23 protein-coding genes and 1 riboswitch are annotated in these 26,547 nt (G+C 38.2%); of the genes, 10 read left to right on the plus strand and 13 right to left on the minus strand.

Translation table 11 applies throughout. From position 1 onward, the window contains the following. The first annotated feature begins 9 nt into the window (after window positions 1–9). Window positions 10–3,411, plus strand: a complete 3,402-nt coding sequence (locus OK025_RS05290; protein WP_317668575.1) for a DUF1080 domain-containing protein — start codon at window positions 10–12, stop codon at window positions 3,409–3,411. Window positions 3,412–3,562: 151 nt separating this feature from the next. Then, window positions 3,563–4,813 (plus strand): ROK family transcriptional regulator, encoded by a 1,251-nt coding sequence (locus OK025_RS05295; protein ID WP_317668576.1) that lies wholly within the window; start codon window positions 3,563–3,565, stop codon window positions 4,811–4,813. Here OK025_RS05295 and OK025_RS05300 read toward each other — a convergent pair. From OK025_RS05300 to OK025_RS05335, 8 genes are all read right to left on the minus strand, one after another. Further along, a complete protein-coding gene (locus OK025_RS05300; protein WP_317668577.1) occupies window positions 4,810–5,169 on the minus strand; it encodes a CoA-binding protein in 360 nt (119 codons plus the stop codon). The genes OK025_RS05295 and OK025_RS05300 overlap by 4 nt on opposite strands. Before the next feature lie 118 nt (window positions 5,170–5,287). Next, the gene (locus tag OK025_RS05305) at window positions 5,288–6,478 is read right to left on the minus strand and encodes a serine hydrolase domain-containing protein (RefSeq protein WP_317668578.1); all 1,191 of its coding nucleotides are present in this window, start codon (window positions 6,476–6,478) and stop codon (window positions 5,288–5,290) included. Window positions 6,479–6,861: 383 nt separating this feature from the next. Then, window positions 6,862–8,499 (minus strand): 2-oxo acid dehydrogenase subunit E2, encoded by a 1,638-nt coding sequence (locus OK025_RS05310; protein WP_317668579.1) that lies wholly within the window; start codon window positions 8,497–8,499, stop codon window positions 6,862–6,864. Between the two features lie 29 nt (window positions 8,500–8,528). Then, window positions 8,529–9,524 carry a pyruvate dehydrogenase (acetyl-transferring) E1 component subunit alpha gene (gene pdhA / locus OK025_RS05315; RefSeq protein WP_046674850.1) on the minus strand — a complete coding sequence of 332 codons (996 nt, stop codon included), beginning with the start codon at window positions 9,522–9,524 and terminating at the stop codon, window positions 8,529–8,531. A 243-nt stretch (window positions 9,525–9,767) separates the two neighbouring features. Beyond that, a complete protein-coding gene (gene hisS, locus OK025_RS05320; protein WP_317668580.1) occupies window positions 9,768–11,150 on the minus strand; it encodes a histidine--tRNA ligase in 1,383 nt (460 codons plus the stop codon). A 55-nt stretch (window positions 11,151–11,205) separates the two neighbouring features. Then, window positions 11,206–11,946 carry a ribonuclease III gene (gene rnc / locus OK025_RS05325; RefSeq protein WP_317668581.1) on the minus strand — a complete coding sequence of 247 codons (741 nt, stop codon included), beginning with the start codon at window positions 11,944–11,946 and terminating at the stop codon, window positions 11,206–11,208. A gap of 84 nt (window positions 11,947–12,030) precedes the next feature. Next, entirely contained in the window at window positions 12,031–13,284 is a 1,254-nt protein-coding gene (gene fabF / locus OK025_RS05330; RefSeq protein WP_317668582.1) for a beta-ketoacyl-ACP synthase II, read from the minus strand. 27 nt (window positions 13,285–13,311) lie between these two features. After that, window positions 13,312–13,548, minus strand: coding sequence for an acyl carrier protein (locus OK025_RS05335; protein ID WP_028070665.1), 237 nt, complete (start codon window positions 13,546–13,548; stop codon window positions 13,312–13,314). Window positions 13,549–13,835: 287 nt separating this feature from the next. On the opposite strand from OK025_RS05335, the gene OK025_RS05340 reads away from it, so the two are divergent. Both OK025_RS05340 and pyk read left to right on the plus strand, forming a co-directional pair. After that, window positions 13,836–14,330, plus strand: a complete 495-nt coding sequence (locus OK025_RS05340; protein ID WP_317668583.1) for an IPExxxVDY family protein — start codon at window positions 13,836–13,838, stop codon at window positions 14,328–14,330. A gap of 134 nt (window positions 14,331–14,464) precedes the next feature. Then, window positions 14,465–15,892: a pyruvate kinase gene (pyk, locus tag OK025_RS05345; RefSeq protein WP_317668584.1), complete on the plus strand. Its 1,428-nt coding sequence runs from the start codon at window positions 14,465–14,467 to the stop codon at window positions 15,890–15,892. A 48-nt stretch (window positions 15,893–15,940) separates the two neighbouring features. On the opposite strand, the gene OK025_RS05350 is transcribed toward pyk, so the two are convergent. Then, window positions 15,941–16,270, minus strand: a complete 330-nt coding sequence (locus OK025_RS05350; protein WP_317668585.1) for a hypothetical protein — start codon at window positions 16,268–16,270, stop codon at window positions 15,941–15,943. Window positions 16,271–16,648: 378 nt separating this feature from the next. On the opposite strand from OK025_RS05350, the gene OK025_RS05355 reads away from it, so the two are divergent. The 3 genes from OK025_RS05355 to metE all read left to right on the plus strand — a co-directional run bounded on the left by OK025_RS05355 (window position 16,649) and on the right by metE (window position 21,954). After that, window positions 16,649–18,481: a HAMP domain-containing sensor histidine kinase gene (locus OK025_RS05355; RefSeq protein WP_317668586.1), complete on the plus strand. Its 1,833-nt coding sequence runs from the start codon at window positions 16,649–16,651 to the stop codon at window positions 18,479–18,481. 102 nt (window positions 18,482–18,583) lie between these two features. Then, a complete protein-coding gene (locus tag OK025_RS05360; protein WP_172840643.1) occupies window positions 18,584–19,273 on the plus strand; it encodes a response regulator transcription factor in 690 nt (229 codons plus the stop codon). 186 nt (window positions 19,274–19,459) lie between these two features. Then, a riboswitch (SAM riboswitch) is annotated at window positions 19,460–19,563 on the plus strand. A 78-nt stretch (window positions 19,564–19,641) separates the two neighbouring features. Then, window positions 19,642–21,954, plus strand: a complete 2,313-nt coding sequence (metE, locus tag OK025_RS05365) for a 5-methyltetrahydropteroyltriglutamate--homocysteine S-methyltransferase (protein WP_317668587.1) — start codon at window positions 19,642–19,644, stop codon at window positions 21,952–21,954. Window positions 21,955–22,054: 100 nt separating this feature from the next. Here metE and OK025_RS05370 read toward each other — a convergent pair whose 3' ends face one another. Further along, a complete protein-coding gene (locus OK025_RS05370) occupies window positions 22,055–22,585 on the minus strand; it encodes a hypothetical protein (protein ID WP_317668588.1) in 531 nt (176 codons plus the stop codon). A gap of 422 nt (window positions 22,586–23,007) precedes the next feature. On the opposite strand from OK025_RS05370, the gene OK025_RS05375 reads away from it, so the two are divergent. Further along, entirely contained in the window at window positions 23,008–23,598 is a 591-nt protein-coding gene (locus OK025_RS05375; protein WP_317668589.1) for a helix-turn-helix transcriptional regulator, read from the plus strand. Window positions 23,599–23,629: 31 nt separating this feature from the next. Here the strand turns inward: OK025_RS05375 and OK025_RS05380 are convergent, their stop codons facing one another. Then, window positions 23,630–23,995 carry a hypothetical protein gene (locus OK025_RS05380; protein WP_317668590.1) on the minus strand — a complete coding sequence of 122 codons (366 nt, stop codon included), beginning with the start codon at window positions 23,993–23,995 and terminating at the stop codon, window positions 23,630–23,632. A gap of 174 nt (window positions 23,996–24,169) precedes the next feature. Here OK025_RS05380 and OK025_RS05385 point away from each other — a divergent pair, with 174 nt between their 5' ends. After that, window positions 24,170–24,565 carry a single-stranded DNA-binding protein gene (locus OK025_RS05385; protein ID WP_317668591.1) on the plus strand — a complete coding sequence of 132 codons (396 nt, stop codon included), beginning with the start codon at window positions 24,170–24,172 and terminating at the stop codon, window positions 24,563–24,565. A 55-nt stretch (window positions 24,566–24,620) separates the two neighbouring features. Here the strand turns inward: OK025_RS05385 and OK025_RS05390 are convergent, their stop codons facing one another. Next, the gene (locus tag OK025_RS05390) at window positions 24,621–25,028 is read right to left on the minus strand and encodes a hypothetical protein (RefSeq protein ID WP_317668592.1); all 408 of its coding nucleotides are present in this window, start codon (window positions 25,026–25,028) and stop codon (window positions 24,621–24,623) included. A gap of 378 nt (window positions 25,029–25,406) precedes the next feature. Then, window positions 25,407–26,066, minus strand: a complete 660-nt coding sequence (locus tag OK025_RS05395; protein WP_317668593.1) for a helix-turn-helix transcriptional regulator — start codon at window positions 26,064–26,066, stop codon at window positions 25,407–25,409. 90 nt (window positions 26,067–26,156) lie between these two features. On the opposite strand from OK025_RS05395, the gene OK025_RS05400 reads away from it, so the two are divergent. Further along, entirely contained in the window at window positions 26,157–26,546 is a 390-nt protein-coding gene (locus OK025_RS05400; protein ID WP_317668594.1) for a YbjN domain-containing protein, read from the plus strand. Window position 26,547: the final 1 nt, after the last annotated feature.

A 26,547-nucleotide genomic window follows, 5' to 3' on the forward strand; every position in this document is an offset into this window, starting at 1 on the left:
GATATCCTAATGAAAAGAATATTCAATTCGCTGACCGTATTGCTTCTTATATCTAGTGCAACCTACGCTCAGCAACCACAAAATAGAACGACTGCAACTAAAATAGCAGACGTATTGGCACAACAGCCTGCCGAAGAAAAAGAAAAGTTTTTACTTGCCATGCATGAGCTGGAAGGTTTTTCTTCTGATGATGTCGTTACGTTCCTCAAAGGACTTAAAGCACCAGGTAGCAACAATGCTCCGATAGAATTTGCGGCAAACAGCTATTCGTTTTATGTAAACCAACCAGGTAAAGAACAGCAGAAAAGAGTGTTTGTTGAAGGATTGGCAAAATCCATAGCGCAATTGAGTGAACCAACAAATCAAGTCTTTGCCCTACGCCTGTTACGCCAATGTGCAGATAATACAGCTATACCTGCTGTCGCAAATTGTTTGACAAACGATTATCTTGCAGATGCAGCAGCGAGAACCCTAGTATCTATTCGTACCCCTGAATCAACAGCAGCCTTAGAAAAAGCTTTAGCAGCATCCACAACAGAGAAAACTGCCATTGCCCTGGTTACAGCACTCGGAGATCTAAAAGATAAAAATGCTGAAAGTGCCATTTTAGGATTAACGCAAAAATATAATTCGGATAGCTTCCAGCGGACGGCATTAATTGCGTTGAGCAAAATCGGAGGTACAGCCTCAGAACCGCTATTCCAGGAAAAACTAAATGCTGCCGGCTATAGCTATGACAAATTGGATGCAGTAGGACTTGGTATTGACTATGCTCAAGCATTGATCGACAATAAACACGACCAAGATGCGGTTAAGTTCCTAAACAAGTTTTTCCAGGAATCTCAAAAAGTAAAATCGATCAACGGCCAAATTGCATCGCTTAAATTATTGACAACCATCGACCCAGCGAAACAACAAAAGAATTTGTTAGCAGCTGTTAAGAGCGATAACGGTGCTTACCGTAACATTGCATTACAATTACTCGGAAAATACGGAAAAGGCGCCGACGCAAAAAGCTTGCTTGCTTTAGCAAGCAAGGGTACGCCTGAAGTGCAAGAAAGTGTATTGAACTACTTAGCCCACAATGGTTCGGCAAGCAGCTTAAAACTAATCCAGGCATTAGTAAATAAAACGCAGTCTCCAGTAACTAAATTAGCTGGATTAAGTGCGCTAAACACACTATCTCAGGGTAAAGAAACCAATACCTTAATCCAGGCGCTCAACGCTGATCAACAATTCAATAATTCGGTAAAAGCATTGATCCTTTCATCGAAAGATGCAAATGTCGTTACTGACGTCAACAATGCACTTGCCACTGTAGACGACGACAAAAAGATTCAATTGCTGGATATTTTAAGTAAACGTTCCAACAATGCATCATCCAAAGCTGTATTGGCCATAAAGAGTTCAAACCCTGCTGTCGAAGAAGCAATCAACAAAGCACTCCCAAATGTAGCTCAAGAATCGGATTTAGAAGAACTATTCAGTAGGTTAAACAATACGACAGACAATAAATCTGCCGTGCTATTGCAACGTGCCATTGTCAATGTGGTTCAGTCAAGCACAAATTCAAAAGGATTGACAGAAAAACTAGCTGCAAATATATCGAAGTCTGCAGCACCTAATACCGCTAAGTATTTCCCTATTTTTGCTGGACTTGGTGATACCCAGTCATTGAAAGCTGTAACTGCCTACCTTAACAACACTAATACAGGTCTACGGTCTGCAGCAATTGAGTCTTTGGCTGGATGGTCTACCTCCAACGCACTGCCAGAATTAGTATCGCTGTCCCGAACAGAAAAAGATGACAATCTTTTCAATACGGTCTACAAAGGATTAATTAAATCAATTTCTTCTTCTTCTAATACGCCTGAACAGAAAACTTTGTTATTAAGAGATGCATTTAACGTTGCCAAAACAGCCGATCAGAAAAAAGCAGCATTATCGGCGTTACAACCTACAGGAACATACCAGTCTTTAGTTTTTGCCGCCGATTTAATGAACGACGCTCAACTTGGCGGAACTGCGGCCAATGTAGCGATGAACATTGCAATGGACAACAAGTTCTATGGCAAAAAAGTTAGAGAGGTTCTTGAACAAGTAATCGGTAAATTGTCGGGTAGTGAAAGTGGATACCTTAAAGAAGCTGTTGTTCGCTATCTTGCTGAAATGCCAATCAAAGAAGGCTATGTTTCGATGTTCAACGGTAAAGACCTAAGTGGCTGGAAAGGTTTGGTAGCGGATCCGATCAAACGCAGTAAAATGAACGAGAAAACTTTAGCAGCAGAACAAGCTAAAGCCGACGATATCATGCGTAAAGGCTGGTCTGTATCTAATGGTGAAATCGTATTTAGTGGTAAAGGCGACAATCTCGCTACTGTAAAACAATACGGCGACTTCGAAATGCTCGTAGACTGGAAATTGGAGAACTACGGTGGTATAGAAGGTGATGCCGGTATTTACTTAAGAGGTACTCCACAAGTACAAATTTGGGATATCGCAAATACAAGAGTTGGCGCCCAAGTTGGCTCCGGCGGATTATACAATAACCAGAAAAATGAAAGCAAACCATTGAAGGTTGCCGACAACGCTACTGGCGAATGGAATACATTTAAAATCAAAATGGTAGACGATAAAGTCACAGTTTGGTTAAATGGACAGTTAGTAACCGATAATATTCCGCTTGAAAACTATTGGGATAGAAACCAATCAATTTTCCCTACCGAACAAATTGAGTTACAAGCGCATGGTTCAGTTGTTTATTACAGAGATCTTTTTATCAAGGAATTCCCAAGAAAACAAATCTTTAAATTGAGCGATCAAGAGAAAAAAGAAGGTTTTGAAGTACTTTTTGATGGAACAAACCTCGACAAGTGGACAGAAAACCAAGCTTATGTCGTCAATGACGAAGGTTATATCTGGGTGTATCCAAATGCAAAATTTGGTGGAAACCTTTACACAAAAGAAGAATATGCAGACTTCATTTATCGCTTCGACTTCAAATTAACTCCTGGAGCCAACAATGGTGTGGGAATACGCGCTCCTCTGGAGGGAGATGCCGCATATGAGGCCATGGAAATCCAGGTACTTGATGATGGTGCAGATGTTTATAAAGACTTGAAGCAATACCAATATCACGGTTCAATTTATGGAGTTGTTCCTGCCAAAAAAGGTCATTTAAAACCTGTAGGTGAATGGAACTCCGAGGAAATCGTGGTGAAAGGAAATCGCATCAAAGTTACACTGAATGGCGCGGTTATCGTGGATGCGGATATCGCCGAGGCAAGCAAAAATGGAACCCTGGATGGCAAACAACATCCTGGGCTTAAACGAACCTCTGGTCATATCGGATTTTTAGGACACGGTACCGAAGTATTCTTTAAAGATATTCGAGTAAAAAAACTCAAATAGTCTAAACTTATACGTAGAGAGGGGATAAGGAATCTTATCCCCTTTTTGCTAATTAGCCCACTTGCTTGTCAAGTGAGAAAAATAACCAAATGATTCCAAAACTTTTGCTAAATTAAAGCCCTGAGGATTCTATTTCAAAATATGATGTTTTATGACTAAAGCCGTAAACTTACTGATTAACAAAAAATTGGAGAGTAAACCTGAAAAGAAAAATCTGTTCAATAAACTCTCCATTATAAAATTAATAGCCGAATTAGGATCTGTATCGGTAAATGACATTGTAAAAAACCTCTATTTAAGCCTGCCTACGGTAAATAGCCTGATTGCAGAATTGCTGGAAGATGATTTTATCCGTCAATTTGACAAAGGAGAATCTATTGGTGGTCGCAAACCCAATTTATATAAATTATGTGATGGATTGTTTCAAGTGCTGTCGATTGAACTTCAACGTTTCTCTATTACAATGAGCATCATGGACAATAACCAGAACATAATTGCTGAAACGATCGAGCTGGACAACGAACTATCCCGCGATGCAGAAAATCTCGCCAGCATTACACAAATTATAGATCAATATCTGGTCGACAAATCAGTTGATGTCGAAAACCTAACGGGGCTTATCATTGGTATGCCGGGCTTGATCAACGCTGAAGAAGGTACCAACGAGACTTTTTTACATGACGATAATCAATCCATAACAAACTATTTTGAGCACATATATAAAAAACCGGTCTTCATTCTGAATGACGTCAAAGGTGCAGCTTATGCAGAATTGAAATTTGGATTGGCAAAAAACACAAAAAACAGTTTAATTATCCTAATGGATTGGGGGATAGGTTTGGGAATCGTGTCCAATGGAGAAGTCTATCTAGGCCGTGATGGCTACTCCGGCGAAGTAGGACATATGCCCTTTATCGACAACGGTGAACTTTGCTATTGTGGCAAAAGAGGCTGCCTAGAGACTGTCGCTTCTGGAATTGCACTGGTTAACAATGCCAAGCAGGAAATAAAAAAAGGAGAGCTGACTAAATTAAATGAATTACAACCCGATGAATTACAACATTTAACACCGACACATATTATTGAAGCTGCAAATAAAGGGGACCAATTTGCAATAAATCAGATTTCTAAACTGGGAACAAATCTAGGCAAGGCATTTGCATCGCTAATACAACTGCTCAACCCCGAATTGATCGTGTTGGGTGGAAAAATTGCAAAAGCAAATGAATTGATCACTATTCCGATACAGCAAGCCATAAATTCTTATACCATGGCGATATTGAAGGAACATTGTGACATAAAAGTTTCAAGCCTAAATCTCGACAGCAATACTGTAGGCCTTACAAACTATTTCATCACAAAATACCTATCCGTTGAACTACTTCGGAAATCCAAAATCTAAAATTGCCCTGTACTCAATAAAACAAGAGTACAGGCTCTTTCAGTCTTAATACCGTGCTCCATAGCGAGCTGCTCTAATTCAGCATTTTCCGCACCAGGATTAAATATAATTCTTTTGGGCTTCGTCGCTAATATATAATCGTAATACTCCTTCTGATTAGGCTCACCAAGATACATCGTCACAGTGTCAATATCGGTGTATATCTCACCTTTTTTTTCAACAGGAACTCCAGCTGCTTCACCTCCACTCAAGCCAATATTGACGATATCATGCCCGTGCTTATGCAGCATATTTGCAGCTTTATTCGAATAACGCGAAGGATTGGTGCTGGCACCCAAAATCAATGTTTTTTTCATCTTTTTATTCCTTTTATATCTACCTCTTGCTCGCCCACTACCCACAGTCAACTTACGCCCTATTGTAACTAAAGAGCGAAGATGACTATGATTTTATCAAAATAATATTACTTAGAAACTACTCATCAATGATAAAATCGCCATGGTTACTATACGCATTTTTACGTAATACCGGCATTCCCATAATCTTATAAAGCTCGTCCAGTTTGACCAGGCTTCCATTTGTCATATTAGAAAGTAAAACAATAACAATGTTTCTCTTTAAATCTCTCACATAAATATGTCTAAAACCGTGCCACCAACCTGTATGATATACGATATGGTCGTTTCCATGCTCAAACGTACGCCAACCATAGCCATAGCTAAAAATTCCTTTTTTCGCATCCGGATATCCTCTATATGCCGAATCCAATGTTGATTGCTTCAACAATCGTCCATCTCTCAGGGCCAGATCAAAACGATAAAGGTCACGCACAGTACTATAAATTCCTTTGTCACCAAGCGGTCCGTCCTGAAAGTTTTGCACCACCGATCTTCGCCATACCTTATCATGCCCAATAACATTGGTAGGAATTTTATCATACACTGCCTTAGAAAGTGCAGCTGTATTTATCATTCCAGCAACATTGAATACGCTATCTTTCATATACGTAGCATAATCTTGTTTTGATATCTTTTCAATAATGGCCCCTAAGACCATAAAATTAGAGTTATTGTAAAAGAAACGTCCTCCAGGTGCACCATAACGATTGGGCTTAAATTCAGTCAACATTTTCATCACATCCTGATTCGTCATTCCCTTCTTACGATCAGGCCAGTGTTCCTCTGAAAAATAAACGTAATTGGGCAACCCCGAACGGTGTGTCAATAACATCTTTATAGTAATACCTGGATAAGGAAAATCCGGATAGAAGTCGTTGATTGTTTGGTCAAGACGCAGCTTTCCTGCCTCCACTAACTTTAAAATTCCGACAGCTGTAAGCGGTTTAGAAACGGAAGCGAGTTCAAATTTATCATCAATTTTTAAACTATCCCGTTTTAAGTAATTGGCCCAGCCGAATGTATTCTGATATAAGATTTTACCATCTTTAGCAACAAGAACATTCCCATTGAATGCAGCTTTTGAATGTAGATTTTTCATAAAAGCGTCAATCTTCTGATCTGCATTATTTGAATTATAGACCAGTCTTGTACTATCCACTTTTGCCTGCGCGATCGCTGCTTCCTTCTGTTTTTTCTCTTTTGAACTACAAGCCACTGTAGATACAAACAAAAGAGCAACCATTCCCTTTAAAAAAAATAATTTCACTATACTAAGTCTCCCGGATTTTTGTGTTTTATATATTATATATCAATAAATACCTCCTGTTTCCTTTGTCCTAAATAATATCAAATTATTGAAGCTCGTAATAGAAGGACCCGCATACTGATAATAATGCTAAAATGAAGATTTTAGTATAAAAAAACGAATTTTTCCCCTACAATAATTGTTATTTATCGTATATGTTACCGTTTTTTTAGTGCAGTCTCTTTTCTTATCACGTTGAACAAAGCACACAGCACCTCAAACAAATTCGCAATGAAGAAAACTGGATTTCAGGAATAAGCTTTTCAATACAAAGTACTTATCAAACAAGGCAATAAAAAAGCCACTTTATTACTAAAGTGGCTTTTAATTCCTCTATTAAAGGATTATGCTAATAATCTTACTGGATTTTCAACCAAAGATTTTAATGTTTGCAAAAATGCAGCTCCAGTTGCACCATCAACCACGCGGTGATCACAACCCAAAGTCACTTTCATTACATTACCAGGAACTACAGCACCATTCTTAACAACAGGAACTGCTTGAATAGCACCAACAGAAAGGATAGCTCCATCTGGTGAGTTGATAATGGATGTAAATTCGTCAATGCCAAACATACCTAAGTTGGACACTGTAAATGTAGATCCTTCCCAATCAGCAGGCTGTAATTTTTTAGCTTTCGCTTTTTGAGCGAAATCTTTCACCTCTGCAGAGATATGCGACAATGATTTACCATCTGCAAAACGCACAACAGGAACTAATAAACCATCTTCAACAGCCATTGCAACACCAATGTTGGTATGCTCATTGAAACGGATTTTATCGCCTTGCCATGAAGAGTTTACAGCAGGATGTTTTTTCAAGGCAACTGCAACAGCTTTTACAACGATATCATTGAAAGAAACTTTTACTGGAGCAACCTCATTGATCTGCGCACGAGCAGCCATTGCATTGTCCATGTCAATCGATACAGTCAAATAGAAGTGTGGAGCTGTAAACAATGACTCTGCTAGACGACGCGCAATAGTTTTACGCATTTGGTTAACTGGTTTTTCAGTATAGCGCTCTTCACCAACAAATGTAGGCAAAGTGATTGCTTTTGCTTCTGTTGCAGGAGCAGCTGCTGCTTTTGTCTCCGCAGGTTGTGCAGCAACAGGAACAAACGATTCAACGTCTTTCTTCACAATACGGCCGCCATCTGCAGAACCTTTGATATCACTTAAATTGATCCCTTTTTCTTGTGCAATTTTACGTGCTAAAGGAGAAGCTTTCACACGAGAATCATCGCTTGAAGACGATGCTACCGGTGCAGCAGTTACAGCAGCAGCAGCAGCTGAATCAGCTTTAGGAGCTTCAGCAGTTTCCGCCTTTGCAGGTGCAGATTTTTGATTTAACAAAGGTGTGATATCAGTTCCAGCAGGACCAACGATCGCGATGATGTCGTTTACCTTTGCAGCTTGTCCAGCTTCAAGACCAACATATAACAAGGTGCCATCAGCATACGCTGTAACCTCCATAGTCGCTTTATCAGTTTCTACATCAGCAATAGCATCGTCAGATTTAATCGTATCACCAACTTTAAAGTTCCATTGCGCAATGACCCCCTCTTTCATGGTATCACTCAACAATGGCATTGTAATAACAGTACATCCCAATTCTTCGGGAGTTACAGTACTAGCTGAAGATTCTGGACCAGAAACTTCTTCTGCTTTTTTTTCTTCGGTTTTTTCTGGTGCTTTTTCAGCAGCAGGTGCATCACCACTCAACAATGCTTGAAAATCTTCACCCGGTTCTCCTAAAACAGCAATAACAGCATCAATAGCTACTGCTTCGCCTTCTTTGGGACCAATATATAAAAGAGTTCCTTCTTGGTAAGACTCAAAGTCCATCGTAGCTTTATCTGTTTCAATCTCAGCTACTAAATCACCAGAATTTACTTTATCACCAACTTTTTTGTGCCATTTCGCGATGACCCCTTCGGTCATTGTATCGCTCATTTTCGGCATTCTTACTACTTCAGCCATTCTTTATTATATTATCAAGTTAAAGAGTATTAATCTAAAATAAATGGATAGTCTTGTTGTACATATACATCTTTGTACAATTCATCTGCAGTTGGATAAGGAGATTCCTCTGCAAATTTTACCGACTCCTCAACGACCTTTTTCACATCAGCCTCAACTTCTGCAAACCAAGCGTCATCTGCATAGTTGTTTTCTAAAATAGCATGTTTAGTAGACAACAATGGGTCACGGTCTTTATACGCTTCTAATTCTTCTTTCGTACGATATTTAGCGGGATCAGACATTGAGTGTCCTTTGTAACGATATGTACGAATTTCTAGGAATGTTGGACCTTCACCTGCACGAGCACGTTGAACAGCTTCGTCCATCGCATTGTGTACAGCAACAACATCCATTCCATCAACCGGAGCAGAAGGCATATCGAAACCTAAGCCCATTTTGTAAATATCCTGCATGTTCGTTGTACGTTGTACAGAAGTACCCATTGCATAACCGTTGTTTTCACACACGAAGATAACAGGAAGTTTCCACAACATTGCCATGTTTAATGTTTCGTTGAACGCACCTTGACGTACAGCTCCATCGCCCATATAACAGATATTTACATTATCTGTACCAAGATATTTCTCAGCAAATGCGATACCAGCACCTAAAGGAATCTGACCACCAACAATACCATGGCCACCCATGAATTTATGTTCTTTAGAGAAGAAGTGCATAGAGCCTCCTTTACCTTTTGAACAACCTGTGATCTTTCCATATAATTCAGCCATACAAGCATTTGCAGAAACGCCTTTAGCCAAAGCGTGGGCGTGATCACGATAAGCAGTGATTAAAGAATCCTCAGGTTTAATTACCGACATCGTTCCAGCGACTACAGCCTCTTGTCCTATGTACAAGTGACAGAAACCACGAATCTTTTGCTGTCCGTAAAGTTGACCTGCTTTTTCTTCAAACTTACGCATAAGTAACATAGACTTATACCACTCCAAATATGTCTCTTTTGTTATAGGTGTTGAACTCATTTCAAAGTTTTGATTTTCTTACTATTCTAGACTACAAATCTAATAATTTTGCACGAATTTCCTTGTTCAAAAATCAATTTTATTTATACTTTAAGACACTTCTAAGACATTTGATTTAAAGTATATAGCAATTGATTACAAATAAATGAACGGCACGATCAAATAAATCAAAAACTTATGAAAATAAAAAAGCCAAAGGACTTAATAATCATTTGGCTTATTCTATTTTACACAAACTGTTTGTTATCGGAGTTTTTGGATCAACTCGGTTTCGGTTACCTTTATCTGCTCCCCGCTTTCCATATCTTTTAAAGATAATTGCCCAGAAGCAGCCTCTTCGTCACCCACTAATAATACGTAGGGGATTCCTTTCCCATCCGCATAACCCATTTGTTTTTTCAATTTCACAGGAGAAGCATAGAGTTCCGAAGCGATATTTTCCTTCCGAAGCTTATTGAGTAAATTCAGGGTATAACCTTCCAGTTGCTTATCAAAATTTATAATCAGGAGTTTGGTAGAGTCGGCCTTACCAATAGGAAATAAGTCCAACTCTTCCAACACATCATAGATACGATCCGCACCAAAGGAAACACCGACTCCGGTCAGCCCCTTTAGCCCAAACATACCTGTAAGGTCATCGTATCGACCACCGCCGCCGATACTTCCCATGGCAACTTCATTCGTCTTGACTTCAAAAATACAACCTGTATAATAATTGAGACCGCGCGCCAATGTAATATCCAGATCTATGATTGTGTGAAGCAATTTTTCTTCAGCACCTAGTTTGGCTACATAGTCAAATACTTCCTCAATCTCAGCAATACCATTTAAACCAACAGTAGAAGTTGATAAAATTGCTTTTAATGCAGACAGTTTCTCCGCATTGGATCCCTCCAACAAAATAATAGGTTTCAAAATAGCAAGATCTGCTTCCACGAAACCTCTCTCTAACAATTCTTTGTTCACACCATCGAGTCCAATCTTATCCAATTTATCAATAGCGACAGTCATATCGACAATCAGTTCTGGTTTTCCGATGATTTCAGCAATCCCAGAAAGAATCTTTCTATTGTTGATTTTAATATTAAAATCCTTAAGCCCAAATCGTTCAAAAGCTTCTTGATAAATCAAAATAAACTCAGCTTCATTCAATAGACTTTCTGAACCAACAACGTCAACATCACATTGATAAAACTCACGGTATCTTCCACGCTGCGGACGATCTGCGCGCCACACAGGTTGTACCTGAAAACGTTTAAATGGTAAAGCAATATCATTTTGGTGCATCACAACATAGCGTGCAAAGGGCACAGTAAGATCATATCTTAGTGCTTTCTCTGAAATATGCGGAATAAGTTTATTGGAATTTTTATCGTGAAGCAGGCTATCAGGCGTTTTCGCCAAATAATCACCCGAATTAAGAATCTTAAAGATCAACTTATCCCCCTCATCCCCGTATTTACCGGTGAGGGTTGTCAAATTTTCAAATGAAGGTGTCTGTATTTCATTATAACCATATTTTCTAAATACCGTTTTCAATGTATCGAAAATATAATTGCGTTTGATCATTTCGGAAGGCGAAAAATCACGCGTCCCTTTTGCCAAAGAAGGTTTTACTATTGCCATATCCGGCAAAGTTAATATTTAGTGGGGACTAAATAAATTAAAGAATAAAAATCATCTATTCTACTTCAAGAATTTTAAGGAATTCACAGGCTTTCTCTGCGGCAGATTTCTCGGCGGACTTCTTATTGAAATCACGTCCAAGTCCACATACAACACCATCAACAACCGCTTCAATACTAAACATTTTAGAAGACTCCCCTTCCGGGTTGTCTGTTTGCCTAAATACGATTTCTTTGCCGGTATGTTGACACCACTCAATTAATCTACTCTTAAAGTTTGTTTCTGTCTGTTCAAGAAGATGGATATCGACGTGCGGTTTAATAATTCGCTGAAGTAAAAAGCTTTTTGTAAAGACATAGCCCTTATCCAGATAGACTGCACCAACCAATGCCTCGAAAGCATCGCCCAACAAAGATCCTTGTTTATTCGGAAAACTGATCATTCGCGCATCAAACTGAATAAGCTCATTAAAGCCTAACTTTCGGGAAAGTTGGTTCAGGTTCGCTCTACTGACAATTTTGGAACGCATTTCAGTCAAGAACCCTTCATCTTTATAAGGGTATTTCTTAAATAACAGTTCAGCCACGACCGAACCCAAAACAGCATCACCTAAGAATTCTAAACGTTCGTTGCTATTCTTTGCCCCCTCTTTAATTGTAACGGCGACAGACTTATGTCGAAAGGCCATCTTATACAGATGTACATTTCCGGGAACAAATCCCAGCAGGTTTTTTAGTTTTCTAACGTATTCCCGATCTGGTGAAAAATATAATTTATATATCCTTGCAAAAGGCATCTCTTCTAAAAATAAGGCGACAAGTCCTAATTAAAGAACCTGTCGCTAGCTCATATTACCAAACCATGTTTGAAGGATCAAACATTAAGGTTTATATTTTTTCACAATAACGGTAGCATTATGCCCACCGAAACCAAATGTGTTACTCAACGCTGCGTTAACAGTACGTTTTTGCGCTTTGTTGAATGTAAAGTTCAACCTATTATCAATTTCCGGATCATCTGTAAAGTGATTGATTGTCGGAGGGACAATATCATTTTGGACAGCCAAAATAGAAGCAATAGTTTCTATAGCCCCTGCCGCCCCCAAAAGGTGTCCAGTCATTGATTTCGTTGAGCTGATATTCAATTTATAGGCGTGTTCACCAAACAGGTCAACAATAGCTTTAGTTTCACTAATATCACCAACAGGTGTAGAAGTTCCATGGACATTGATATAATCAATATCTGAAAAATCCATCTCTGCATCATTGACAGCCATTGTCATAGCTAGTTTAGCGCCCAAGCCCTCAGGATGTGACGCTGTGATATGGTGTGCATCAGCACTCATTCCACCACCAGCAATCTCTGCATAGATTTTTGCTCCACGTGCCAAGGCATGCTCTAAGCTTTCTAAGATCAAGGCACCTGAACCTTCCCCCGAAACAAAACCATCTCTATCCTTGTCAAAAGGGCGTGAGGCCGTCTTCGGATCGTCATTTCTAGTTGACAAAGCATGCATAGCATTGAACCCACCAATTCCAGCTTCATTGACTGTCGCTTCTGATCCACCCGTAACAATCACATCTGCTTTTCCCATACGAATATAGTTAAAAGCATCTATCATTGCATTGGTAGCCGACGCACAAGCCGATACGGCAGAAAAGTTGGGACCACGAAGGCCATGACGCATTGAAATATGTCCTGGAGCAATATCAACGAGCATCTTAGGAATGAAGAAAGGGTTGAAACGAGGTGTTCCATCTCCTTTTGCAAAGTTTGCAACTTCTTCAGTGAACGTTGTCAAACCTCCAATTCCTGATCCCCAAATTACTCCGATACGATTCGTATCTAATTTTTCAAAATCTAAGCCAGCATCTTTAATTGCCTCATCCGTTGACGCAATAGCATACTGGACAAAAGGATCGACTTTACGAGCTTCCTTACGATCCATAAATTCATGTGGATCAAACCCCTTTACCTCACATGCAAACTGAGTCTTGAATTTTGACGCATCAAAATGCGTAATAGGAGCAGCTCCGCTTACACCATTTATTAATGCCTCCCAGTAAGCTGAGACGGTATTACCAATTGGTGTAAGGGCGCCTAATCCTGTTACTACTACTCTTTTAAGCTCCATTTATTACGATTAGCCTAATTAAATTAGTTAGTTAACGTTTTTTTCTAAATAAGCGATTGCTTGACCAACAGTACCAATAGTCTCTGCTTGATCATCAGGAATAGCAACGTTGAATTCTTTTTCAAACTCCATGATCAACTCAACAGTGTCAAGTGAATCAGCACCTAAATCATTAGTGAATGAAGCTTCTGGTGTTACTTCGTTTTCGTCTACACCTAATTTTTCAACGATAATTGCTTTTACTCTTGAAGCGATATCTGACATGATTTTATAGTTTAATTGTTTAATAAATCTGTGCAAAGAAAAATAAATTTCATCAAAATTCAAACCTAAATTGATATTTAGATGAAAGTCACCATGTTAGGCGACCGAACTTATTCGCGTCTTATACTAGCTAACCCACTCTATATTAACTTAGTTCAAGTATAACAAAAAATATTTTGTATTCCAAACGCTCAGCTAATTAACTCAAATTTTACACAAAAAGTATATTCCTACCTTAAAATTATTAGTACCTTCGTTAACCGAGGAACATATATTTAAACATTAAAGTGGTCAATAAGTTAGTAGCAAGATTGGATATGGACATGGATGAAGAGTTGGATTTTACCCTACTCGCCATCACCTGTTCGTTGAAAGATTACCGACTTTGCCATTTCATCAACAAGGAGACTAACCTCAATTTTTCCAGAGGAAAAGAAAGCAAATACGATCATGATGGTCGACAAAAAAATAAAACCGAAGAAGAACTTGAATACCACATTATCTTTGACTCAAAGAAAAAAACAAGCTATCACTTCACTGCTTTTCATTACCTGATTCCCGATGCGGACACAGAATATTTCCTGATCAACAACAAGAGCATCGAAGGAACTTATTTAATTCCAGAAAACCCCCACTTCGATTTTTTTATCATCATCAAAAATTACATCTGTGAGGATGATGTGGAACTTATTATCAAAAGGATCAGTAAATTACCGGAAGTCGTCATTGCAAAAGAAATATCACCAAAAATATTGAAATCTAAAGAAAATCTCATATTTTAGCAAACTGTAGGTTAGTGTAGCAAATACACCCCGGTTTAGATCTAAATTAATTCGATTTAGTTTTGACAAAACGCAACAATATAGCGAGCTATTTGTTGTGATTAATGAAGAACATTTAAAATACAAAATATCAGATGGAAAAAGTTCAAAAAAGGACTAAAATTGTCGCAACATTAGGCCCTGCCTCGGCAGACAAACAAGTTTTGACCAACATGATTGCCAAAGGGGTTGATGTGTGCCGGTTGAATTTCTCTCATGGCAGCCAGGAAGATCACCTTAAGGTAATCGAAACTATAAATGCAATAAACAATGAAACAGGATTCAATGTTGCCATCTTAGCCGATTTACAAGGTCCAAAAATTCGGATCGGAAAAATGAAAGAAGGTGGCGCTGTTCTCACTAATGGTTCAAAAGTTGAAATCACAACACACGAACTTATCGGAGACGAAAACAGAATCTACATTACATACGAAAACTTTCCAAACGATGTTGAAGCCAACGAAATCATTTTACTTGACGACGGAAAACTTCAACTTCGTGTTTTAGAGACCAACCATAAAGATACAGTTACCTGTGAAGTTGTACACGGAGGTGTCCTTACTTCACGTAAAGGGGTTAATTTACCAAATACAAAAGTATCTATCCCGTCGTTGACAGAGGAGGATTTAGACAACTTGAACTTTGCGCTAGATCATGGTGCAGACTGGATTGCGATGTCATTTGTACGTTCGGCAGAAGATATTTTTCAATGTAAAAAAATCATTGAAGCAAAAGGAAGCCACGCACGCGTAATCGCAAAAGTGGAAAAACCAGAAGCGATTGAAAATATTGACGCAATTATCGAAGCGACAGATGCTATTATGGTTGCTCGTGGTGACCTAGGCGTTGAGCTTCCAATGGAAGAGGTGCCAGGGCTTCAAAAGATTATCGTACAGAAATGTAGAGATCTTTCAAAACCAGTGATCATTGCAACACAGATGTTGGAAAGTATGATTACTACCCCACGTCCTACACGTGCTGAAGTAAATGACGTAGCCAACTCTGTATTGGATGGAGCGGATGCTGTGATGTTAAGTGGCGAGACTTCAGTTGGTGAATTCCCTGAAATCGTTATTGAAACAATGAGCAAAATCATTATTCACGTGGAACAAACTTCTTATCCTTATTATAATGAGAAGGTTAGTGAAATACACGATGGAACGCTTATTCCAGATGCGATTTGTGCTTCTTCGGTTTATCTTGCTCAAAAAACAAATGCGTCAGCAATTGCAGTATTGACATCTTCTGGAGCAACAGCGTTTGAAATTACAAGTTATAGACCAAATGTAGATATTTTAGTTTTCACAGGAACACAAAAATTGCTCAAACAACTCAGCCTGCTTTGGGGAGTTAAAACCTTCATCTACGACAAGTTTGAAAGCACGGATGGATCTATCCATGATGTTAACAAATTTATTGTAAAAAATAACTACGTTAAACCTGGATCTATCATTATCAACACTGCTTCGACACCGTTGATCGAAAAAGGAAAAACAAATACAATCCGTGTTTCCCAACTATAGTGGAGATTAAGGATTAAAAGCAAAAAAAATAGCGTTCTAAATAGAACGCTATTTTTTTTGTCTGTTTGGATATAGGGAGTCTATTTTTAATTTAAAGTCCTTCATTTTGAGTGAATCCTCCAATCGTCTAAACGGAGGCTTATCTATTTCTCCATCCTCTTTGGGCATTTTTTCTGTTCCTGGCATCGGAGCTAAACCATCCACACGCTTCAGGTTCTTGATAGGCATATTGTACTTCTCATTAGAAGAGTCCAATTTTAGGACGGGCATCTTTGCTTCCTTTTTCTCCATCAAAGGAATCTGCGGCTTTACCTTCACCTGCCCCAAAGCAATTGTTCCTATGGAAGATAATGCCAATAATAATACATAACTTTTCATCGCTATATAGTTGTTAAAGAGTATCTGCACTCAATTGCACCAATGAATATGTTATACTCGGCTTATTCACTTCTATAGCAGCCAGACTTAACCGCGTAGACTAAATTTATCAGTAGACCAATTCAGCACATAATTTATTTCTATTCACTAATTTACAAACAACAACAGCTATATTTAAACAAGTTGCTGTTAAACATTGTTAAAACAGCTTCAAAACACATTAGCATCTTTATATTTGTAACAATTTAAGAAAATGAGCTATCGAACCCTCATGAACACAAAAAATAACATCAGGGCTGAATACGCAAATAGTGAGCAAACTAAATGTTATAAACTTTGTGATACAATTAAAATACATTTATTAAATACCCTATTCGAATGAAGAAAAATAGCATTGTATTAATTATTGGACTAATGTCACTAGCCCTTATCGGTGTATTGGCCATGCAATTCTATTTTTTGAGAGATTCTTATCGTCAAAAATCCCAATTATTTGATGAGTCTGTCAATGCTGCGATTACCGCAGTTGCCGGAAAGCTTGAAAGACGGGAAGTTGTTGACTTTGCTAAAGTTCAACAGGAACGTAACATTGAAAAATCCAAGCAGGAACAAGCCAAACAACGTCTTTTGGCCGAGCAACTCGAAATACAGTATAGAGTTGAAGAATTAAAAAACAAACAACATGTTATTTTCTCAAACTTTAAAGAGCAAGAAGACCAATTACGTGCATTGTATCCAAATGTAATTGAAATCAAAAATTCTTTTTACGAAACATACATCAAAAGACCAGAGTACCAGAAATACATCAAATTTTCTGTTTCAAATGAGCTTACAGACGATAATCTAGTACAGGCTTTTATCATGTTAAATGCATCAAAAGTAGATGATCAGGTGAATGGGAAAGATGACAGCACGCGGTTTGTTATCCCACTAATGGACCCATTGGTCAATCAACAGACAAAATTTAGGGTAGCCACGTTACCACCAAGAGAGAATGCAAAACTTGCAAAAACCATCTCTGATTTGGAAAAAAGGCTCGATGTGCTAAACAGAAAGAATTCTTGGTCCGGTTTCAACGTTTACGACTCCGTTGCTATGCTCGGTGGTAAAAAGGCAGATTACATCGAAGATGTTGCTATTGGAATGGAGCTAGCAAAGCGTCCGTTAAAGGATCGGTTGAATGTCATCATTGTCCAGGAACTGATCAAAGATGAGTTGGCTCAACGCGATATTAAAGCTCCTTTTAATATTGAAATATGGAGTACAAACAATATATTGCTAAATAATATCCTAAACGAGGCTGCTTTAAACAACCCTACTAATACAACGAAATACTCTACTGCTCTATTTAAAGGTGATATCGGTGCTGCACCAGGAAAATTAACAATCTACTTTCCCAATAAAAAGGCAATAATCGCAGATAATATGGGCTATCTGCTTCTGCCTATGCTTGCACTCCTATTCTTATTGGTGGGTTGTTTTGCATATACATTGATTATCATCTTCAGACAAAAGAAAGTTTCGGAAATGAAAACAGATTTCATCAACAACATGACGCACGAATTTAAAACACCTGTTGCGACCATCATGATTGCCAGTGAATCGCTGAAAGACCCCGACATCAATGCAGACCATAAACGTGTTCAAAAATTAGCCAATATCATCTATGACGAAAATGTTAGGCTAGGAAATCACATCGAACGTGTACTTGATCTAGCTCGATTGGAAAAGGAAACATTAAAGTTAGACCAGGTAGATGTGCATATTAATGATCTTGTTTCAGCAGTTACCGACAGTATGCAGTTAAGGATGCAAAATATAGGCGGAAAATTTTCCATAGATCTAGCGGCAACGAAAGATGTAGTTGTTGGTGACGAGCTGCATTTTTCAAATGTATTTTATAATCTACTGGATAATGCGATTAAGTACAACAAAGGAGATCTGCATGTGAATATACAATCAAAAAATGTCGGTGATACCATTGTCGTCACCATTGCCGACAACGGTATTGGGATGAGCCGGGATCACCTGCAAAAGATTTTCGACCAGTTCTACCGTATTCCAACAGGAAATGTTCATAATGTCAAAGGATTTGGTCTTGGCTTAAGTTATGTACAGGATATCCTGAGAAGGCTGAACGGAAAAATTACAGTTAAAAGTGAAAAAGATAAGGGCACGACCTTTGAAGTAATTTTGCCTATTAAAAAATAAAACGTTCCTTTTTTGTATATTTCCTCTTTAAAAAATTTCAAAGGTTGAGGAAAGCTGATTTATCAGCATCAAGGGACATTGGTGAAAATTAATATAATCATTATGCAAAAGATATTATTAGCAGAAGATGATCCTAATTTGGGGGATCTTTTAAAAGACTATCTCGAATTAAAGGGAAAATTTGACGTCACATTATGCACGGATGGAGATGAAGCGATTTCTCAATTCAAAAAAAATAACTACGACCTCTGTATTTTCGATGTCATGATGCCAAAAAAGGACGGTTTTACAGTGGGGCGTGAAATCAGAAAAACAAACAATACTGTTCCTATTATCTTTGCCACAGCAAAGGGGATGATGGAAGATAAAACCGAAGCCTTCGAATTAGGGGGAGATGATTATATCACAAAACCTTTTCGAGTAGAGGAATTATTGCTCCGCATCAATGCTTTGCTGAAACGCAGTGTTCGAGACAAAGAAGAGGAAGTGGTTGCTGATAAATTTGAAATTGGCGATTATTTCTTTGATTATACAAGTCAGCAAATTTCTTACAAAGGACAGATGCAAAAACTATCCACTAAAGAAGCGGAACTACTACGCTTGCTTTGTTTAAAGAAAAATGATGTGCTGACCCGGGAAGAAGCTTTATTAAAAATATGGCATGATGACAACTACTTTACGGGTAGAAGTATGGATGTATTTCTCAGTAAACTTCGTAAATATCTAAAAGAAGATAGTAAAGTTGAAATTGTCAATGTGCACGGAAAAGGTTACAAACTTTTGGTAAGCTAAAAGCATGGGGAATGAGAAACAGTCATTCCCCATTTTTTATGCTACACAGCGTATTGAAACAGGACATACACTAAATCATGGATGAAAAGAAAAGAACAAAACAATTTTATCCTTAGTAGAATATAAAAAATTGACGCACTTTTATAAAAAATTTGCATTTCAAAAAGAAATGTTCTAACTTAGCGTCGCTTATAGAGAAAGGCAGAGGGAATAGACCCGATGAAGCCTTAGCAACCTGTCCCTTGACAAGGTGCTAAATTCTACCCTACTTGATATGGGAATGATAAGCCGAAGTCACCAAATTCTAGTGTGTCCTTCTCTCTCTAGCAAGAAATATAGTTGAAAAAGAAATATTAAAAACATTCATTATGTTATTGACTAACAATTTAGGTTACCCTCGTGTGGGCGCGTTCCGCGAATTGAAAAAAGCCAATGAGGCCTATTGGGCTAAAAAATCTTCTGTTGAGGAATTATTGGACACAGCAAAAAAAATTCGTGAAGGCAATTGGAAAACACAAAAAGATGCTGGAATAGATTTGATCCCTTCCAATGATTTCTCTTTTTACGATCAAGTATTGGATTTAACCCTTACTGTTGGTGCAATTCCTGCTCGTTACCATTCTTTATTGAATAAAGTAGATAACAATTACAGCTTAGATCTATATTTTGCCATGGCGCGTGGTTTCCAACAAGAAGGAATCGACGTGACGGCAATGGAAATGACCAAGTGGTTGGATACGAACTACCACTATATGGTGCCAGAATTCACAAAAGATCAAGAATTCAAATTGACGTCCGAAAAATTCTTAAATGAATATAACGAAGCAAAATCATTGGGCATCGATACTAAACCAGTTCTATTAGGTCCTATCACTTACCTTTTGATCGGTAAAGAAAAAGAAGCTGGCTTCGACCGCATCGATTTATTGGATAAACTTGTTCCAGTATATGAGCAAATATTAGCTAAACTAGCTGAGGCCGGTGCGCAATATGTTCAGATTGACGAGCCTTTCTTAGCATTGGATTTAGATGCTAAAGTAAAAGCTTTATATCAACCAACTTTCGAAAAATTAGCTGCAGCAGCAAAAAATATCAAATTAATCGCGACGACTTACTTCGAAGCTTTAAAAGATAACGAAGATATCGCAGTTAACCTACCTATCCATGCTTTACATTTGGATTTGGTACGCGGTGAAAACCAATTGGATACGGTACTAGCTAAAGTTCCTGCTTCATTAACATTATCTTTGGGTATTGTTGAAGGCCGTAACATCTGGAAAAATGATTACGAAAAATCATTGGTTAAAATCAAACAAGCTGTTGATGCATTAGGAAAAGACCGTGTATGGGTAGCTCCTTCTTCATCATTGTTGCACGTTCCTTTTGACTTAGACAATGAACACAATGAGCAATCGCTACCAGCTGAAGTAAAAAACTGGTTAGCATTTGCTAAACAAAAATTAGCTGAGGTAAAAGACTTAGCCGTATTAGCAGAAGGTGAAGTTGATGCTGAAACAGCAAAACGCTTCGAAGCGAACAAAGCTGCAGCTGAAAGCCGTCGTACTTCTCCACTGATCCACAAACCAGAGGTTAAAACACGTACAAGCAATATCACTGATGACGATGCGAAACGTACTTCAGCATTTGCTGACCGTAAAGCAGCGCAACAAGCGAAGTTCAACTTGCCGGCATTCCCTACCACAACTATTGGTTCATTCCCACAAACGAAAGATGTTCGTAAATGGAGAGCAGACCTGAAAAAAGGTGCTATCACGCAGGCAGAGTACGATAAAGCAATCGCAGAAGAAACTGAAAACACAATCCGTCTTCAAGAGCAATTGGATATCGACGTATTAGTACACGGCGAATTCGAACGTAACGACATGGTTGAATACTTCGGTGAACAATTGGCTGGTTACGCTTTCACACAAAACGGCTGGGTACAATCTTACGGTTCACGTTGTGTAAAACCTCCAATTATCTATGGTGATGTATACCGTCCTGAAGATATGACTGTCCGTTGGTCTTCATACGCTCAATCATTGACTAACCGTCCGGTTAAAGGTATGTTGACTGGTCCGGTTACGATCTTACAATGGTCTTTCGTACGTAATGATCAACCGCGTTCAACAACGACTTACCAAATTGCATTGGCGATCTTGGATGAAGTACAAGCGTTGGAAAAAGCAGGTATCAAAATCATACAAATCGATGAACCAGCAATCCGCGAAGGATTACCGCTTCGTAAAGCTGATCAAAAAGATTACTTGAACTGGGCAGTACGTGCTTTCCGTGTTTCTTCATCAAATGTAGAAGACGATACACAGATTCACACACACATGTGTTACTCTGAGTTCAATAATGTCATCGAAGACATCGCTGCAATGGATGCTGACGTCATCACGATTGAGACTTCACGCTCTCAAATGAAATTGTTGAATGCTTTCGCTGGTGATTTCAAATATCCAAACGATATTGGTCCAGGTGTTTATGACATTCACTCACCACGTGTTCCAAGCAAAGATGAGATGGTAGATCTATTGCGTAAAGCAAAAGCAGTAGTTCCAGCAGCACAACTTTGGGTTAACCCTGACTGTGGTTTAAAAACTCGTGCTTGGCCAGAAACCAAAGCGGCTTTAGAGTCGATGGTTGAGGCTGCGAAAATCTTAAGAGCAGAATAATTCTTAAACTATATTGATAAAGCCCTAGATGAAATTTCATCTAGGGCTTCTTTATTGGACCTTGGTTCGAAACAAAAACCGTCATCCGGATAATGTGAGCCTATTTTCGGGTGTTCTTCTTTTCTTTCTTGTTTTCCTTTTCTCTCCCGTTGTTAATTTCCTGTTTCCCCTTAATCCGATCTTCAATCGACTTCAGGCTTGACGAAAAATCAAGATCAACATTTTCAAGTTTTGCCATCTTTAACGCCTTCAATGCCTTTTTGTATTTTCTCAATTTTTCAAATAGAAGTGCTTTCTTGATCCATATCCCTGTCATGGGCATCGCCGGAAGTGTCAAAGCAAATTTAATCGTCTTTTTTGCAGCTTCATACTCCCCCATATCAATCAGCGTCTGAATGAAATAAGGATATACTTCCAATGCCTGCACATTATGCACCAAAGCTTCCTGGAAATATCTTTTTGCCTGCTCATAATCCAATAGCTGTTCGGCATGAACTCTTCCCATCAAACACAGCGCCATTGTATTGGACTCATCATAAGACAGGGCATAGGATAAGGATTCCATGGTCTCCTCCAAATACATAGGATAGTTATCCAGTGCCTGAAGGACATATTTATTTACTGAATTCATAAAATTTTCTAAAACATAACATTCATATCCAGCTTTCACAATACCCTCGAAAGCAGCTGAATTTTTAAAACTCCATCATAAGCTAAGCATATTGGAACAGTGGGCCACCATTTAGAGCGCCAATTTTTAGCCAATATCAACGTAGATTACTTAACGTATTAAGAAAGAAGATTAGGAAAGGGCCGTATTCCGAAGAATATTCCCGAGAATCTTCTCTGTGGACGAAGCGGGATTTTCTAATATTGCAAACATATTCTTCCGTTTTTATTAATTACTCTGTTAAATTGCAAAGATTCAAAATATTTATCAAATCCCCAAAAACTTTTGATTATTAATCCGTTATATCTTACAGCACGATATTGGCATATTATTGTCGCATCAATTTCGCTGAAATTCAACGACTATTTCCCCATCTTTGGACTATGGAAAGTCAATCAGCTAATCAATTAATCAAACTATCAAGAAAACGTAAGGGACTAACGCAGCAGGAACTCGCCGATCAGGCGGGTGTATCGCTAAGAACAGTGCAACGCATCGAAAAAGGCACTGAAGAAATCAGTGGATTTAGTCTCAAACAGATCAGTCAAATCTTGGAAATACCTTTAGAACAACTCATTATGCCAAATGTAAATCAAATCAGTATCGACAACAATCAAACAGGAAGTATTAAAGCGCTATATTTAGCATCGCTCACCTTTCTGGTCAATCCATTATTAGGATTACTGGTCCCAGCGATTATGGGCTATACGAAGCAAAACAAAGATGCCTTATACAGTAAGCACCTAAAAAAAATAATTGTAATACATGCTGTTGGACTATTTTTTCTCGGAAGTTTCATAGGCTATATCATTATTGCAGATTTTTTTAAGATTTCGCTACCGTCTTTTTTAAGCGATATCTTTAATAGCGCCTACTTTTTACTCATCCCAGTATGCTATTACCTATTGATTCTAACCTTCACTATTTTTAATTATATCGCAATAAGGAAGGCCAAGCTCAGTTCCGCAAACTAGACCAATACTAAGGAATCTGTTGCAATTAAAATCACAGTGGTTTCTTTTGAACGATCAATACCCAATCATTCTCCAGCAACAGATAGCCTGTTTCATAAATAAAGTTATAGGTCTGGCCCTTGTTATTGGAAAAAGTATGTGTATGGAACTTAAAATCAAATCCCAACCGCTTTAACTTTTCCCGTTGTATCTTGACCATACCCTCCCCACTCAACGCATCCAATAAAATGCGGCGGTTTTTTCGTAAGATATTATTCACATTGCGCACCATATTGGTCTGGTCGCTATTTAATTTGTTGTTATAGGCGTTCCGGCAAGCATCATCACAAAATCGCTTGTCAGAACGGCCATATACACCCTTGCCACATTCAAGGCAGACTTTCTCGACAGAACTCATAACGGAAGATTAAACGACAACAAACGGTTACAATCGACTATAGTCGAATACAAATGGTAAATAGACGACTATATTCTTTTCCCCGCCCCACCTTTGCTTAAGATCATTTGGCATCGATAGCCAATGACCGTCAACTAAAATAAGAATTATTAAAAACATTTAAAAATTAGACACATGAGCACATTACGTAACAAAGTACAATTGGTTGGGCACTTAGGAAACGATCCATTAATCAAAACAACTTCCACCGGCACAAATTATTCCATATTACGTCTCGCCACCAATGATCTTTTCAAGAACAAAGCCGGCGAGTGGGTTGAAGAGGTCCAATGGCACACACTCGTGGTTTGGGGTAACCAAAACAACACCATTGAAAAGAAATGCAAACGTGGAACCAAACTCATGGTCGAGGGCAAACTTACCTATCGTAACTATGAGAATGCAGATGGGGTAAAACAATATGTTACAGAAATTAAAGTAGATAATTTCTTGGTATTATCAGATCCTAACAATAGTAAAGAAGAGATATCTATTCCTCCTGATGAGAACGAGGATGATTTACCCTTCTAGTATGACCGAACAGGTAGGGCATTTTTACTGCCCTACCTATTTTACTGTTCTCAGCTTACTTTGTTAAACTAGCCGTTAGCGCCTTTCCTAGATTTTCCGCATAAGCCTTCCACAATTTGGCATCTTCCGGTGTAAACTTAGAAACAGCTTCAGTTTCTTTGGTAGCCCATTCCTGTCGCTTGGACGCAAGCTCCTTCAGCTTAACAACATCGCCACTTTTAGCAACAGCGATAAATTCCTTAATATATTTTGTGTAATCTTCCGCCAATTTTTGTGTCTCAGCAGAACTAAATTTAGGTATTGGCACTTCTCCCCCTCTATTCTCCGACAGCGTTTTGGCCGTATCTTTTTTTATGTCAATTGCAGCAGTCGTATCTTTTACTTCGATTTTTTTAGTCGTGGAATTATTACAGGAAACAACAAAAAATCCAGCAATTAATGCTAATAAAGTTATTTTCTCCATCTATTTAAATTTAGTTTTTTAGCCATGGTAATTTAGCCGTTTTGGCATGTTTTACTGAAACTAAACTAATTTAATTACAATGCCCGACTTCACAAAATTATTTTGTGGGCATTCACATCTGCAGACCTGATTTTGTAGCCTTCTTTTCTTGCAGGAAATTCAGTATCAGATCAACTTCAAAGCCGCATTTAGCAGGGGTATAACAGGGGGTTAGCAGGGGGTTAACAGGGGTATAACAGGGGTAAATCCCTGCTAACCCCTTGTTACCCCCATGTAAGTAGAGTACAATGACACCATTAACCTCGAATATGGTAACAATATATAAATACGCTCGATACCGGCAATACCAAATAAACAGCAGGAAAAAGTTCCATGCGATTAGATTCGCTCAAACCTGGCATACAATTTCCAGAAATATGCTTTCTCTCCCAAAGTGAAATCAACCTTCTTCCAGACATTTAAGGCTAAACTAATCTCCTTTTCCTGCAAACTGTATTTTCCAATAAAGAACTCTTCCTCGGAAAAATACAAACCAAAGGCCTTATCCAAAGTATGTAAGCTCTGAACATCAACTTCTTCAAAAAACAAAATGGATTGCGGACTAGCCAAAAAATCGCTCGGTACCGGAATAGCGTCAGCATATTCGATTGCGATGAGACGGTTCCTACTTTGCAAAGGAAATTCAATTATTGGAAGCTCATCTAATTTCGAAAAATGACTACTCGCTTCAAAAATAGCATCCCGTTCCAGCAGCGGGATTTGTAACAATCTTTTACGTCCAATACTAGAAACATTTGGCTCAAAATAATCATTGAAATTAAGAATTTCATTGACAGATAGATTTTTTTCAATAAGATGCTGCACAGGAATGCCAAAATAATTTGCAATTTTAAGAACAATCTCAATTTTTGGTTCCGCACGCATTTCTTCGTAAGACGAAATATTACCTCTAGTAAGATTAAAAATATCCCCAAATGCCTGTTGACTCATTCCTTTCACTTTTCTTAGTTTCTTAATATTGTTCCCTACGTTACTCATTTTAAAAAAATTGAATTTTTATTGCAAAATATTTTTGCATTTTTATTACCTTTATGCAAAGAATATGTGCAATATATAAAAAACTTGATTATGTACTTCTCAAAAATTGAAAATTATATCGCCAACATCGGTTACACCATTACCCATAAGGATACAAAAGAAGGAATCTTTGTCATCGAAAATGAAGACGACGGAATTCGTAACCTCATTGTAGGCATTGCCCAACCCATCCTGATTTTTGAGCAATACCTTTTTACAATCAGCAATGAAACCATGGATATGTTCAAATCACTATTGATAAAAAATAGAGATATTATCCACGGCGGATTTGCGTTAACGGAAGATGGTACCAAAGTTATATTTCGGTATACATTACAAATACATAATCTCGACCAGAACGAATTCGATGCAGCCATCAACTCGCTGAGTCTGTTGATGAGTGAATATTATAATCAGTTAATAAGTTTTTCAAAATTATAAA

The sequence above is a fragment of the Sphingobacterium sp. UGAL515B_05 genome (assembly GCF_033097525.1).
Lineage (GTDB): Bacteria > Bacteroidota > Bacteroidia > Sphingobacteriales > Sphingobacteriaceae > Sphingobacterium.

What these genes read in the sequence shown, in the direction of transcription:
- OK025_RS05290 (WP_317668575.1), top strand. Translation starts at nt 10, where the DNA reads ATGAAAAGAATATTCAATTCGCTGACCGTATTGCTTCTTATATCTAGT.
- OK025_RS05295 (WP_317668576.1), top strand. Translation starts at nt 3,563, where the DNA reads ATGACTAAAGCCGTAAACTTACTGATTAACAAAAAATTGGAGAGTAAA.
- OK025_RS05300 (WP_317668577.1), bottom strand. Translation starts at nt 5,169, where the DNA reads ATGAAAAAAACATTGATTTTGGGTGCCAGCACCAATCCTTCGCGTTAT.
- OK025_RS05310 (WP_317668579.1), bottom strand. Translation starts at nt 8,499, where the DNA reads ATGGCTGAAGTAGTAAGAATGCCGAAAATGAGCGATACAATGACCGAA.
- pdhA (WP_046674850.1), bottom strand. Translation starts at nt 9,524, where the DNA reads ATGAGTTCAACACCTATAACAAAAGAGACATATTTGGAGTGGTATAAG.
- hisS (WP_317668580.1), bottom strand. Translation starts at nt 11,150, where the DNA reads ATGGCAATAGTAAAACCTTCTTTGGCAAAAGGGACGCGTGATTTTTCG.
- rnc (WP_317668581.1), bottom strand. Translation starts at nt 11,946, where the DNA reads ATGCCTTTTGCAAGGATATATAAATTATATTTTTCACCAGATCGGGAA.
- fabF (WP_317668582.1), bottom strand. Translation starts at nt 13,284, where the DNA reads ATGGAGCTTAAAAGAGTAGTAGTAACAGGATTAGGCGCCCTTACACCA.
- OK025_RS05335 (WP_028070665.1), bottom strand. Translation starts at nt 13,548, where the DNA reads ATGTCAGATATCGCTTCAAGAGTAAAAGCAATTATCGTTGAAAAATTA.
- pyk (WP_317668584.1), top strand. Translation starts at nt 14,465, where the DNA reads ATGGAAAAAGTTCAAAAAAGGACTAAAATTGTCGCAACATTAGGCCCT.
- OK025_RS05350 (WP_317668585.1), bottom strand. Translation starts at nt 16,270, where the DNA reads ATGAAAAGTTATGTATTATTATTGGCATTATCTTCCATAGGAACAATT.
- OK025_RS05355 (WP_317668586.1), top strand. Translation starts at nt 16,649, where the DNA reads ATGAAGAAAAATAGCATTGTATTAATTATTGGACTAATGTCACTAGCC.
- OK025_RS05360 (WP_172840643.1), top strand. Translation starts at nt 18,584, where the DNA reads ATGCAAAAGATATTATTAGCAGAAGATGATCCTAATTTGGGGGATCTT.
- metE (WP_317668587.1), top strand. Translation starts at nt 19,642, where the DNA reads ATGTTATTGACTAACAATTTAGGTTACCCTCGTGTGGGCGCGTTCCGC.
- OK025_RS05370 (WP_317668588.1), bottom strand. Translation starts at nt 22,585, where the DNA reads ATGAATTCAGTAAATAAATATGTCCTTCAGGCACTGGATAACTATCCT.
- OK025_RS05375 (WP_317668589.1), top strand. Translation starts at nt 23,008, where the DNA reads ATGGAAAGTCAATCAGCTAATCAATTAATCAAACTATCAAGAAAACGT.
- OK025_RS05380 (WP_317668590.1), bottom strand. Translation starts at nt 23,995, where the DNA reads ATGAGTTCTGTCGAGAAAGTCTGCCTTGAATGTGGCAAGGGTGTATAT.
- OK025_RS05385 (WP_317668591.1), top strand. Translation starts at nt 24,170, where the DNA reads ATGAGCACATTACGTAACAAAGTACAATTGGTTGGGCACTTAGGAAAC.
- OK025_RS05390 (WP_317668592.1), bottom strand. Translation starts at nt 25,028, where the DNA reads ATGGAGAAAATAACTTTATTAGCATTAATTGCTGGATTTTTTGTTGTT.
- OK025_RS05395 (WP_317668593.1), bottom strand. Translation starts at nt 26,066, where the DNA reads ATGAGTAACGTAGGGAACAATATTAAGAAACTAAGAAAAGTGAAAGGA.
- OK025_RS05400 (WP_317668594.1), top strand. Translation starts at nt 26,157, where the DNA reads ATGTACTTCTCAAAAATTGAAAATTATATCGCCAACATCGGTTACACC.